Source organism: Ectopseudomonas khazarica (assembly GCF_004521985.1).
GTDB lineage: Bacteria > Pseudomonadota > Gammaproteobacteria > Pseudomonadales > Pseudomonadaceae > Aquipseudomonas > Aquipseudomonas khazarica.
Genome location: NZ_SBHZ01000002.1, coordinates 20,665 through 32,177, shown reverse-complemented (window position 1 = coordinate 32,177; position 11,513 = coordinate 20,665). Strand labels below are relative to the sequence as shown.

Genomic DNA, 11,513 nt, shown 5'->3' with positions numbered 1-11,513 from the left:
TTTTTGTTGTCGACCCTTCCCGGCTCGCCGTGGCTTACCGGGTGCTCCCTAGAATGGGGAGCCAATAGCAAACGGATTTCTTTGGACGCTGATGTTGCCTTGATCAACCAGTTCGGGCGCTGTCTCGAGACAGTTTTGTTGTTCTCGGTCTGGTCGCTGGGGCGAACCCCTTGCGGCAACTCCTCTCCAAAAGAATCAGTTAGCTGCGCCTCCGTACCTTATTGTTTTTGTTGTTCTGGAGTCGTTACGTCTTGTTCTTATTGTGTAGGGCATTGCTTGTTATTGTTGTTATGCCAGAGATAAAGCAGATGCCGTGCCAGTTTTTGAGAATCCTTTAGAATCAATGGCTTGAGGCAAATGAGGCGGTCCGGTGGGGGACAAAAAAGCCGGGTTTTCGTTACCGATAGACCCGGCCTTTGTTACGAGATATTGAAACGGTAACAACCTGTGGAACCTGTGTGCGGGGTGGTTGTCACCGTCGTCGCGCTGTCAAGGGCTGCTGGTCACGCCGGATTTGCGCCGTGGGATGCCCAGGCGCTGACGACGTTCCCACAGGCATTTGCGGCTGATACCCAGCTTGCGGGCCAGCTCGGTTTCGGTCATGTGGTCCTGGTGTTCGAGAACGAAGTGCTGGAAATAGTCTTCCAGCGACAGGTCCTCGGTCGGTTCATGGCTGCCGCTACTGCTCTGGCTGCTGCCAGGCAGGCCGAAGTCGTCGTCTTCCAGGTCGTCCAGCTCGATGTCGATGCCCAGCAGGTCGGCGGATATTTCCGCACCCTCGCAGAGGATCACCGCACGCTCGATGGCGTTCTCCAGTTCGCGCACGTTACCGGGCCAGGGGTAATGGCGAATCGCCTGCTCGGCGTCGTGGGCAAAGCGCAACGGCTCGCGCCCCATGCGGCTGTACTGACGAACCAGGAAGGCCTGGGCGATCTCGAGCACATCGTTGCCGCGTTCGCGCAGCGCCGGCAGTTTGAGGGCGATGACGTGCAGGCGGTAATAGAGGTCTTCGCGGAACTGGCCGGTCTTGGCCAGGGTCTTCAGGTCGCGGTGGGTCGCCGCGATCAGACGCACGTCGACCTTCTGCGATTGCACCGAGCCGACCCGGCGAATCTCGCCTTCCTGAAGGACGCGCAGCAGTCGTGCCTGGGCTTCCAGTGGCAGCTCGCCGATCTCGTCGAGGAACAGCGTGCCGCCGTCCGCCGCTTCGACCAGGCCGGCACGCCCGGCGCTGGCGCCGGTGAAGGCGCCTTTCTCATGGCCGAACAGCTCGGACTCGATCAGGGTCTCCGGGATGGCCGCGCAGTTCACCGAGATCAGGGGCGCCTTGGCACGCCTGGACAGGTTGTGCAGGGCGCGTGCGACCAGTTCCTTGCCGGTGCCGGACTCGCCCTGGACCAGTACATTGGAATCGGTGGGCGCGACCTTGCGAATCTTGCTGTAAAGGTCCTGCATGGCGGCGCAGGAGCCGATGATGCCGATCTCGCCGTTGGCGCTTTCCGCGGGTTTCTCCGCGCCACTACCCCGCACGCTGCTTGCGGCAGCGGTTGCCGGGGCATTGCGGGCTTCCTGGCGGTCCCGCAGGATGCGGGCGACGGCCTGCAGCATCTCGTCGTGGTCGAAGGGCTTGGCGATGTAGTCGACCGCACCCATCTTCATCGAGTCCACCGCCGAGCGCAGGCTGGCGTAGCTGGTCATGATCAGCACCGGGGTGCCTTCGGCCAGTTTGATCAGTTCGGTACCCGGTGCGCCGGGCAGGCGCAGGTCGCTGACGATCAGGTCGAAGCCGGGAATGCTGTAGCGTTCCTGGGCTTCCTGTACCGAGCCCGCTTCGCTGACCTGGTACTGGTTACGTTCGAGCAGACGGCGCAAGGCAGAGCGGATAATGGTTTCGTCTTCGACGATAAGAATATGTGGCATCAATTCGTTCTCTCGGCGGTCACGGAGGTGCGGTTGGCACCTGCTGTCGCTGTTTACATCGCTACGGACGTCGCCTCGACATGCCTTGGCAGGGTGACCCGAATTCGAGTGCCCAACTGGCGCTCGGGGTCGGCCGGGCTGTCGATTGTTATCTGTCCATAATGCTCTTCCACGATCGAATAGACCAGCGCGAGGCCCAGACCGGTCCCTTCGCCGGGGTCCTTGGTGGTGAAAAACGGTTCGAACAGGCGGTCGATGATGGCTTTGGGAATGCCGCTGCCTTCATCCTCGACGATCAGGTCGACGGTATGTTCGCTGGCTTCGCTGCGCACGCGGATCGCGCCGCCCGGAGGGGAGGCGTCACGGGCGTTGGACAGCAGGTTGATCAGCACCTGGGCCAGGCGTTGCGGGTCACCCTCGGCCCAGTGCTCCGGGTTGCAGAGGTTGTAGAACTGGATGTCGAAGTTGCGCTTGTTCAGTGACAGCAGGCCGATGGCGTCCTGCGCCACATCGGCCAGGCACACCGGTTCGTCGCTGCGCTGATGGCTGCCGGAGTGGGCGAAGCTCATCAGCGACTGGACGATGCGTGACACGCGCTTGGTCTGTTCGAGAATCTGCCCGCTGATCTCCGTCAGTTCGCCATCGTTCTCGCGCTCCTCGCGCAGGTTCTGCGCCAGGCAGGCGATACCGGTGATCGGGTTGCCGATCTCGTGGGCGACACCCGCCGCCAGGCGGCCGATGGAGGCCAGGCGTTCGGAGTGCACCAGCTTGTCTTCCAGCAACTGGGTTTCGGTCTGGTCCTCGACCAGCAGCACCAGGCCACTGTTGCCCGGTGCCAGCGGCTCGTCGATGGCGGCCTTGTGCAGGTTCAGCCAGCGGATCTGCCCGTCCAGGGCCAGGTGCTGCTTGTGCAGGTGCTGGTCGGGGCGTTCGATGAAGTCCTGCAGCAGGCTCTGCCAGGGTTCGGCCAGGGCGCTGAGGCGCGAGCCGACGATGCGCTGGGCGGGAATCTCGGTGAGCTCCTCCATGGCGCGGTTCCACATCAGGATTTCCTGGTCCTTGGCCAGCGAGCAGACGCCCATGGGCAGTTCCTGCAGGGTCTGCCGGTGGTAGCGGCGCAGGGCGTCGAGTTCGGCGGCCAGGCCGGTGAGACGCGACTGGTAGTCCTCCAGGCGGCTCTCGATGAAGTGGATATCCTCGGTGACGTAACCTTCGCTGCCGGACTTGTACGGCAGGAAGGTCTCGACGATGTCCTGCGCGACGCTGGGGCCCATCAGGCCGGACAGGTTGGCTTCGATGCGGTCGCGCAGGCGGCGCAGGGCATAGGGGCGGCCTTCGTCGAAGGGCAGGTGCAGGTCGCGCAGCGCTTGTTCCACCTCACGCTGGGCCGTCTTGGCGCCCAGCGGCTTGGCCAGCTGCGCGGCGAATTCCTGTGGGGTGGCGGCGACCAGTTCGCGTCGTTGCGGGCGGCGCACGTTGTCCACCGCGCAGGCCTCGGCGGCGCTCTTCTCCTCGGGGCTGGCTTCGGTGAACAGCGACACCAGGGTGAACACCAGCACGTTGGCGGCCAGCGAGGCGATGGCCGCCAGGTGCCAGCTGGCATCGTCGAGCACGTAGATGACGTTGAACAGCGGCAGGTAGAAGCCGTCCAGGTTGCCCAGCAGCGGCAGCAGCATGGTCAGGGCCCAGACGCAGATACCGGCCAGCAAGCCGGCGAGGAAGCCGCGGCGGTTGGCGGTCTGCCAGTACAGCACCGAGAGCACGCCCGGGAGGAACTGCAGGGTGGCGACGAAGGCGACGATGCCGAGGTTGGCCAGGTCCTGCTGCGCGCCGAGCAGCAGATAGAAGCCATAGCCGGCCATGATGATGAAGGCGATCAGCGCGCGGCGCGTCCACTTCAGCCAGCGATAGATGTTGCCCTCGGCCGGTGGCTGGTACAGCGGCAGCACCAGGTGGTTGAGCGCCATGCCCGACAAGGCCAGGGTGGAGACGATGATCAGCCCGCTGGAGGCCGACAGGCCGCCGACGTAGGCAAGCAGGGCCAGCGCCTCGCTGTTCACCGCGATGCCCAGGCCGAGGGTGAAGTATTCCGGGTTGGTGGTCGCTCCCAGCTTGAGGCCGGCCCAGAGGATCAGCGGCACCGCCAGGCTCATCAGCAGCAGGAACAGCGGCAGGCCCCAGCTGGCGCTGACCATCGCGCGCGGGTTGAGGTTCTCGGTGAAGGTCATGTGGTACATGTGCGGCATGACGATGGCCGAGGCGAAGAACACCAGCAGCAGGGTGCGCCAGGGACCTTCCTGCAGCGGCGTGTGCAGCGTGGACAGCGCCGCCTGGTTCTGCACCAGCCACAGTTCCAGCTCGTGGGGGCCGCCGAACACCCGGTAGAGCGCGTACCAGCCGATCACCCCCAGCGCCACCAGCTTGACCAGCGATTCGAAGGCGATGGCGAACACCAGGCCCTCGTGCTTTTCTCGGGTGGCGATATGCCGGGCGCCGAACAGGATGGTGAAGAGGATGATCAGGCCGCAGTAGCTCAGCGCCACCTTTTCCTGCAGCGGCTCGCGGCTGAGGATGCCGATGGAGTCGGCCACCGCCTGGATCTGCAGGGCCAGCAGTGGCAGCAGGCCGATCAGCATGAACAGGGTGGTCAGCACGCCGGCCCAGGTGCTGCGGAAGCGGAAGGCGAACAGGTCGGCCAGCGATGACAGCTGGTAGGTGCGGGTGATGCGCAGGATCGGATAGAGCAGCACCGGGGCGAGCAGGAAGGCACCGGAGACGCCCAGGTAACTGGCGAGGAAGCCGTAGCCGTACTGATAGGCCAGCCCGACCGTGCCGTAGAAGGCCCAGGCGCTGGCATAGACGCCCAGGGACAGGGTGTAGGTCAGCGGGTGGCGGATGATCCAGCGTGGGATCAGGCCGTGTTCGCTGACCCAGGCAACCCCGAACAGCACCAGCAGATAGCCGGCGCTGATCAGGATCAGTTCGCTCAGGCTAAAGCTCGTCAGCATCGCGTTGGCTCTGGAGAATGAAGGTCACGACGATCAGGATCAGCCACAGCAGGTAGGGGCGATACCAGGCACCATTGGGGTCGATCCACCAGTCCATGATGGCCGGTGAGAACAGGTAGATCCCTACAACCAGGATCAGGACCAGTCGGTAGATATACATGTGGCATCTCGTCGAAAGATGCCGCGATGGTAAAGGAAGCGGCGCGTTTCAGGCCACCTGCTTGAGGGCTGGTAGTGGTGGCGCCGGTGTGACGCGGATTGCGCCCGTCAGCGCAGCTGCGCTTCGGCCAGGGTGCGGCTGCGTGGGATACGTGTGGCGTCCCAGTGGGCGATGCCCCATTCCAGCAGCTGCCGGGGGGCGGCGCCCCGCAGCTCGGCGGGTGCTGGCTGGCCGAGCGCGCGCAGGGCACGCAGCAGCAGTGGCCCGGCCTGGTCGGCTGGCAGTGGTGGTGAGCGATAGCTCTTGCCCAGCTTGTGGCCGTCCGGCTGGATGATCAGCGGCACGTGCAGGTAGCGCGGTTGCGGCAGCCCCAGCAGTTCCTGCAGGTAGAGCTGGCGCGGGGTCGAGTCGAGCAGGTCGGCACCGCGTACCACATCGGTGATGCCTTGCCAGGCGTCGTCCAGCACCACCGCGAGCTGATAGGCGAACAGACCGTCGCGGCGACGAATGACGAAGTCACCGACTTCGCGGCCCAGGTGCTGATGGAATTCGCCTTGCACGCGGTCGATGAAGTGGTAGTCCAGCTCCGGTACGCGTATGCGGATGGCCGCATTCTGTTCGGCATGGCAGGCATTGCGGCAGAAGCCGGGATAGACCCCGGCATAACCTTCCAGCTGCTTGCGCGAGCAGATGCAGGCGTAGGCCAGGCCCTGACTGAGCAGGCGCTCGGTCACCGCCGCGTACTGCGCGTGTCGCTCGCTCTGGCGCTCCAGCTCGCCATCCCATTCGAAGCCATAGGTTTCCAGGGTGCGCAGGATCGCGTCCTGGGCGCCCGGGACTTCACGGGGCGGGTCGAGGTCCTCCATGCGCAGCAGCCAGCGGCCGCCAACGGCGCGCGCATCGAGGTAGGAGGCGAGGGCGGCGACCAGCGAACCGAAATGCAGGTAGCCACTGGGCGTGGGGGCAAAGCGCCCGACGTAGGAGCTGTTCATCGAGGCGAGGCTGGGTCGAAGGGGTTGTTTTCTCCCCTCTCCCATTCATGGGCAAGGGGCCGGGGGAGAGGGCATGCGCTGAATCACCCTCTCCCCAGAAATGCAACGGGGCGCCTGAGCGCCCCGTCGTCGGATCAGGAACCGATCTGCTTTTCCTTGATTTCCGCCAGCGTCTTGCAATCGATGCACAGGGTGGCGGTGGGGCGGGCTTCCAGTCGGCGAATGCCGATCTCGACGCCGCAGGAGTCACACCAGCCGTAATCGTTGTCTTCGATCAGCTGCAGGGTCTCGTCGATCTTCTTGATCAGTTTGCGCTCGCGATCACGGGCACGCAGCTCCAGGCTGAACTCTTCTTCCTGGCTGGCGCGATCCGCCGGATCGGGGAAGTTGGCCGCTTCGTCCTGCATGTGGTGCACGGTGCGGTCGACTTCCTGCATCAGCTCCAGCTTCCACTTATTGAGGATGCTGGTGAAGTGAGCGCGCATCGGCTCGCTCATGTATTCCTCGCCCTTCTTCTCTTGATAGGGCTCGAAACCACGAATCAGCTGGCTGGTGCTTTTGGCTTTTTCTTTTGTGGGCATGGATGACGCCTCTCACTCTTTCGAATCCATCGCGCAGGTTATTCCATTGCCAGACGGTTTTCCGGCCCTGCGACTGCAAGCCGGCGAACTTACCAGATCGAATCGGGGCGCGCTACTCCCGGTTGTCTCTGCCCCTCAGGGGTGTGAATGAAATCTGCATGGGCCTGATCGGCAAGTGTAGCGGTGCCCGGCGTCCTTGCCGCTTGCCCGAGCAGCCCTGCTAGAATCCGCCGCTCGCAACCGTGAAGGCAGGCCCATGGCTCAGCTCTACAGTGGGCGCAGTCGCGCCATCGAACCCTTTCATGTGATGGCCCTGCTGGCGCGGGCCAACGAGCTGCAGGCAGCCGGTCACGACGTCATCCACCTGGAGATCGGCGAGCCGGATTTCACCACCGCCGAGCCGATCATTCGCGCGGGCCAGGCCGCCCTGGCAGCCGGGCATACCCGTTACACCGCCGCGCGGGGCTTGCCGCAGCTGCGCGAGGCGATCGCCGCGTTCTACGCCGAGCGTTATCGGCTGAACGTCGACCCGCAGCGCATCCTGATCACGCCGGGCGGCTCCGGCGCCCTGCTGCTGGCCGCCAGCCTGCTGGTCGATCCCGGCAAGCACTGGCTGTTGGCCGACCCCGGCTATCCGTGCAACCGCCACTTCCTGCGGCTGGTCGAAGGGGCTGCGCAACTGGTGCCGGTCGGCCCGGACGTGCGCTACCAGCTGACTCCGCAGCTGGTCGAGCGGCACTGGGACTCCGCCAGCGTCGGCGCCCTGGTCGCCTCGCCGGCCAACCCCACCGGCACTCTGCTGCACAAGGACGAGCTGGCGGCCCTGGCGACGAGCATCAAGCAGCGCGGCGGCCATCTGGTGGTGGACGAGATCTACCACGGGCTGACCTACGGTTGCGATGCGAGCAGCGTGCTGGAGGTGGATGACGAGGCCTTCGTGCTCAATAGTTTCTCCAAATATTTCGGCATGACCGGCTGGCGTCTGGGCTGGCTGGTCGCGCCCGAGGCGGCGGTGCCGGAGCTGGAGAAGCTGGCGCAGAACCTCTACATCAGTGCGCCGAGCATGGCTCAGCACGCTGCGCTGGCCTGTTTCGAGGCCGATACCCTGGCCATCCTCGAAGAACGCCGCCACGAGTTCCAGCGCCGCCGCGACTACTTGCTGCCGGCGCTGCGCGAGCTGGGCTTCGGCATCGCCGCCACGCCTGAAGGCGCCTTCTATTTATATGCGGACATCAGCGCCTTCGGTGGCGATGCCTTCGCCTTCTGCCGCCACTTCATCGAAACCGAGCACGTGGCGTTCACCCCGGGGTTGGATTTCGGCCGTTATCAGGCCGGGCATCATGTGCGTTTCGCCTACACGCAGAACGTCGAGCGCTTGCAGCAGGCAGTCGAACGCATCGCCCGTGGCCTGAAGAGCTGGAATCCCGATGCGCTTTGATCCGCCCCTGGAAGAAGGGCGCCTGCTGCGCCGCTACAAGCGCTTTCTGGCCGATATCGAGACGGCCGGCGGCGAGGCGCTGACCATCCACTGCGCCAATACCGGATCGATGCTCAACTGCATGAGCGAAGGCTGCCGTGTGTGGTTCAGCCGCAGCAACGATCCCAAGCGCAAGCTGCCGGGGAGCTGGGAAATCAGCGAGACGCCGCAAGGCCGCCTGGCCTGCATCAATACGGCGCGGGCCAATGCACTGGTGGAGGAGGCGCTGCGCGCCGGACTGATCAGCGAGCTGAACGGTTTCACCGCGCTCAAGCGCGAGGTGCCCTACGGGGTGGAGAACAGCCGCGCCGATTTTCGCCTGGATTTCCCCCAGGGGCCGACCTTCGTCGAGGTCAAGAGCGTCACCCTGGGCTTCGACGGCAGCGATGTCGCGGCCTTTCCCGATGCGGTGACGCAGCGCGGCGCCAAGCACCTGCGTGAACTGGCAGCGCTGGCACGTGCCGGCGTGCGCACGGTGCAGCTGTATTGCGTGAATCTCTCCGGTATCGCCGCCGTGCGCGCCGCCGAGGAAATCGACCCGGTCTACGCGGCGGGGCTGCGCGAGGCCAAGGCGGCCGGGGTCGAAGTGCTGGCCTACGGCGCCGAACTCAGCCCCGAGGGCATCGCGCTGGTGCGTCGTCTGGACGTGCTGGCCTAGGGCACGATCCAGATTCCGTCGGCGTCTTCCCGGCATTCCAGCGCTTGCAGCGCCTGTCCCTCGCAGGGGCCGGCCACGCATTCGCCGCTCTCGATCAGGAACAGCGCGCCATGGGTGGCACAGCGGATCAGGCTGCCGCTGTCATCGAGAAATCCGTCCTTCTGCCATTCCAGGGCAACGCCGCGATGTGGGCAGCGGTTGAGGTAGGCGTGCACCTGGCCGTCGCGGCGTACGGCGAACAGGTTCAGTTGCTCGATCAGAAAGCCTCGGCTCTGACCTTCGGTCAGTTCCTGTGGGCTGCATAAGCGGATCATCGTGTTCTCTCGTGTATGCCCTTCTGCCATGGGTAGAAGGTGGCGCGTGGCGCCGTCAGCGAGGCCGATTATCCCGCAGGAAGGAGGAGGGCGCATCCATGCGCCAAGTGGAACTCAGAATTGCCAGGAGGCCGATACGCGGAACGTGCGGCCTGGCTCGCTGTAGTAGTCGACCGGCTGAGGCGTGCTGCGGCCGGCGGCACTGGGCACGTTGAGCGCATTCCAGTACTTCCTGTCGAACAGGTTGAACAGGCCGGCCTGCAGCTTGACGCCGTCCAGGGCCGCGGGCTGCCAGTAGCCCGTCAGGTCGACCACCGCATAGCCCGGGGCCTTGAAGTCACTGTCATTCTCGACCTTGTCGCGACGGCGCGCGGCGGTCAGCATCAGGTCCGCGCCATGGCGCTGGCGGGTGTAGCTCAGGCCCAGGGTGCCGGTCAGCGGCGCGACCGAGTTCAGGTGCTGCCTGGTTTCGCGGTCCTTGCCCACGGCCCAGGCGATCGAGGACCAGAGCTTCCAGGACGGCATGAGCTGCCAGTGCGCGCTGCCTTCGGCGCCGTAGATGCGCACTTTGTCGCGGTTGGCCATGACTTCGAAGAAGGTGGGGAATTCGCCCGCCTGGAAACCATAGTCCTCTTCGTCGGCGCTGATGCTGTCGATGAAGTTCTTGTAGTGGTTGTCGAACAGGCTGACCGAGCCCCCCAGCCGGCTGTCGCCGAGACGGGCGCCGACTTCGTAGCCGGTGCTTTCCTCGGGCTTGAGGTTGGGGTTGCCTACCCGTGCGTAGCCCATGCCGGCGTTGGTGAAGGTGCTGTACAGCTCGTTGACGTCCGGTGCCTTGAAGCCCTGCGCCCATTGCGCGTAGAGGGTCGCCAGCTCGTGGGCCTGCCAGGTCAGGAGCAGGCTGCCGGACCACTTGGCGTCCTTGTTCTCGCTGAGCATCACGCTGTCGCCGGCGAGCACGTAGCCGCTGGTGGAGCTGCTCGGCTTGTACGCGTAGTGGTCATAGCGCACACCCGGCGTCAGGGTCAGGGTGTCGCTGAGGGCAATCTCATCCTTCAGGTAGAGGCCCTGCAGCGTACCGGGCGTCTTCGGCATTTCGGCCTGGTTGGTGTGCAGGTTGACGCAGGAGAAGTAGATGCCGGCTGGCGTGCTGCCCGGTTGCGGCGGGAAGGGAGGCACCAGCACGCTGGGGCAGGCATCGTAGCCGCTGCTGTACTGCTCGGCTTCCAGGCGGCTCCACTCCATGCCCAGGGTCAGGTCGTGGCGGCCCAGTTGTTTGCCCAGGCTGCTGCTGATGCCGTACTGGCTCTTCTCGATCTCGTTGGCGCGGCCGAAGGGGCCGGCCAGCGTTCCGGCGCGGGTGGCGTCGACTTCGTCCTCGCGGTAGAGCTTCTGCCAGTAGACCACCGTGTCGGCCCAGTCCAGCAGGTTGTCGCTGCCTGCGGCGCGGTACTGATGGTCGAACGAGAGTCGCTTGCGCTCGTTGGTCTCGCGGGTGTCGTAGTGCCGGGGGTAGTTGGTCGTACCCTGGTTGATGCGGCTGTCCATGTCCTCGACGCGTTCGAACAGCTCGGCCGTCATGCCGATGCGGTGGCCTGCGGCGAGCTTCTGCTGGATCTTCAGCAGCAGACTCTGCTGTTCGCTATCGCTGGGGTTGGCGGCGGTGCGCTGCGTACCGAGCAGGTTGTCGTTGCCCTGGCTGTCGAGCTCGTGGCCCTGGCGGCCGCCGGCCTGGAGCAGCCAGGCCGTGTCGTTGATCCGACCGGCCAGGGCCGCATTCAACCCCCAGCTGCGGTCGGCACTGTCGTAGTCGCTCTTCACCAGGCCGGCGAAGCTGTCGTCGTTACCCAGCAGGTCATCCGGACTCAGGGTCCGCAGTTGCAGGGCGCCGCCAAGGGCCCCCGAGCCGAGCTGGCTGGAGTTGGCACCGCGAACCACGTCGATCGATGACAGGCTCTGGAAGTCGATGCTGTCCAGGCCGCCGTTGACTTCGCGCACCGCGTCGTTCAGCCAGGGCATGCGGATGCCGTCGATGGTGGTCAGCACGCGATCGCGATCCAGGCCGCGGATGTTGATGCTGTTGTTGCTGCGGTTGTAGTTCACCCCCGGTTCGGCGCGTCGCGACAAGTCATCGAAACTGCGTATCTGACGACGCTCGAGGGTCTCGGCATCGGTCCGGGTGGTGGTCGGCAACGGCTGCTCGGCCGCACTGGCGGTGACTTCGACATCGGGGAGCTCGGCCGGTGTATCGGCCAGGGCGAGGGAGGGGCACAGCATCAGTAACGCCAGCCATGGGCGGCGGGCATAGGGCGGGTGAAGGGGCATGGCAATGGCTCCGTTCGTGCTGGGCAGTTCTGCGACTGCCTGGTTGGCGACGACGCAAGACGGTAACCAGATTATTTA

Annotated in this window: 9 protein-coding genes; 2 read left to right on the top strand and 7 right to left on the bottom strand. The window is 65.1% G+C overall.

Annotation, left to right across the window (positions count from 1 at the left end; genetic code table 11):
- Positions 1-489: 489 nt before the first annotated feature.
- The 5 genes from EPK82_RS01965 to dksA all read right to left on the bottom strand — a co-directional run bounded on the left by EPK82_RS01965 (position 490) and on the right by dksA (position 6,661).
- Complete coding sequence (locus tag EPK82_RS01965) at positions 490-1,920, bottom strand: sigma-54-dependent transcriptional regulator (protein ID WP_134675638.1); 1,431 nt, start codon at positions 1,918-1,920, stop codon at positions 490-492.
- 53 nt (positions 1,921-1,973) lie between these two features.
- A complete protein-coding gene (locus tag EPK82_RS01960; protein WP_037050768.1) occupies positions 1,974-4,928 on the bottom strand; it encodes a sensor histidine kinase in 2,955 nt (984 codons plus the stop codon).
- On the bottom strand, positions 4,912-5,088 hold the full coding sequence (locus EPK82_RS01955; RefSeq protein ID WP_003244646.1) for a hypothetical protein: 177 nt from the start codon (positions 5,086-5,088) through the stop codon (positions 4,912-4,914). Before EPK82_RS01955 ends, EPK82_RS01960 begins: the two co-directional genes overlap by 17 nt.
- 107 nt (positions 5,089-5,195) lie before the next feature.
- The gene (gluQRS, locus tag EPK82_RS01950) at positions 5,196-6,080 is read right to left on the bottom strand and encodes a tRNA glutamyl-Q(34) synthetase GluQRS (protein ID WP_134675637.1); all 885 of its coding nucleotides are present in this window, start codon (positions 6,078-6,080) and stop codon (positions 5,196-5,198) included.
- Positions 6,081-6,214: 134 nt separating this feature from the next.
- A complete protein-coding gene (gene dksA / locus EPK82_RS01945; RefSeq protein ID WP_017675309.1) occupies positions 6,215-6,661 on the bottom strand; it encodes an RNA polymerase-binding protein DksA in 447 nt (148 codons plus the stop codon).
- Positions 6,662-6,917: 256 nt separating this feature from the next.
- Between dksA and EPK82_RS01940 the strand changes: the two genes are divergently transcribed.
- Both EPK82_RS01940 and sfsA read left to right on the top strand, forming a co-directional pair.
- The gene (locus EPK82_RS01940) at positions 6,918-8,099 is read left to right on the top strand and encodes a pyridoxal phosphate-dependent aminotransferase (RefSeq protein WP_037050764.1); all 1,182 of its coding nucleotides are present in this window, start codon (positions 6,918-6,920) and stop codon (positions 8,097-8,099) included.
- On the top strand, positions 8,089-8,796 hold the full coding sequence (gene sfsA / locus EPK82_RS01935; protein ID WP_134675636.1) for a DNA/RNA nuclease SfsA: 708 nt from the start codon (positions 8,089-8,091) through the stop codon (positions 8,794-8,796). Before EPK82_RS01940 ends, sfsA begins: the two co-directional genes overlap by 11 nt.
- On the opposite strand, the gene EPK82_RS01930 is transcribed toward sfsA, so the two are convergent.
- Together EPK82_RS01930 and EPK82_RS01925 are read right to left on the bottom strand one after the other, a co-directional pair.
- Positions 8,793-9,110 carry a Rieske (2Fe-2S) protein gene (locus EPK82_RS01930; RefSeq protein WP_134675635.1) on the bottom strand — a complete coding sequence of 106 codons (318 nt, stop codon included), beginning with the start codon at positions 9,108-9,110 and terminating at the stop codon, positions 8,793-8,795. The genes sfsA and EPK82_RS01930 overlap by 4 nt on opposite strands.
- Positions 9,111-9,224: 114 nt before the next feature.
- Positions 9,225-11,435, bottom strand: coding sequence for a TonB-dependent hemoglobin/transferrin/lactoferrin family receptor (locus EPK82_RS01925; protein ID WP_134675634.1), 2,211 nt, complete (start codon positions 11,433-11,435; stop codon positions 9,225-9,227).
- Between the last annotated feature and the right edge of the window lie 78 nt (positions 11,436-11,513).

Bases quoted from the DNA above. Each gene is read 5' to 3' on its own strand.
- EPK82_RS01955 (WP_003244646.1), bottom strand. From the start codon at position 5,088: ATGTATATCTACCGACTGGTCCTGATCCTGGTTGTAGGGATCTACCTG.
- EPK82_RS01960 (WP_037050768.1), bottom strand. From the start codon at position 4,928: ATGCTGACGAGCTTTAGCCTGAGCGAACTGATCCTGATCAGCGCCGGC.
- EPK82_RS01930 (WP_134675635.1), bottom strand. From the start codon at position 9,110: ATGATCCGCTTATGCAGCCCACAGGAACTGACCGAAGGTCAGAGCCGA.
- EPK82_RS01925 (WP_134675634.1), bottom strand. From the start codon at position 11,435: ATGCCCCTTCACCCGCCCTATGCCCGCCGCCCATGGCTGGCGTTACTG.
- gluQRS (WP_134675637.1), bottom strand. From the start codon at position 6,080: ATGAACAGCTCCTACGTCGGGCGCTTTGCCCCCACGCCCAGTGGCTAC.
- sfsA (WP_134675636.1), top strand. From the start codon at position 8,089: ATGCGCTTTGATCCGCCCCTGGAAGAAGGGCGCCTGCTGCGCCGCTAC.
- dksA (WP_017675309.1), bottom strand. From the start codon at position 6,661: ATGCCCACAAAAGAAAAAGCCAAAAGCACCAGCCAGCTGATTCGTGGT.
- EPK82_RS01940 (WP_037050764.1), top strand. From the start codon at position 6,918: ATGGCTCAGCTCTACAGTGGGCGCAGTCGCGCCATCGAACCCTTTCAT.
- EPK82_RS01965 (WP_134675638.1), bottom strand. From the start codon at position 1,920: ATGCCACATATTCTTATCGTCGAAGACGAAACCATTATCCGCTCTGCC.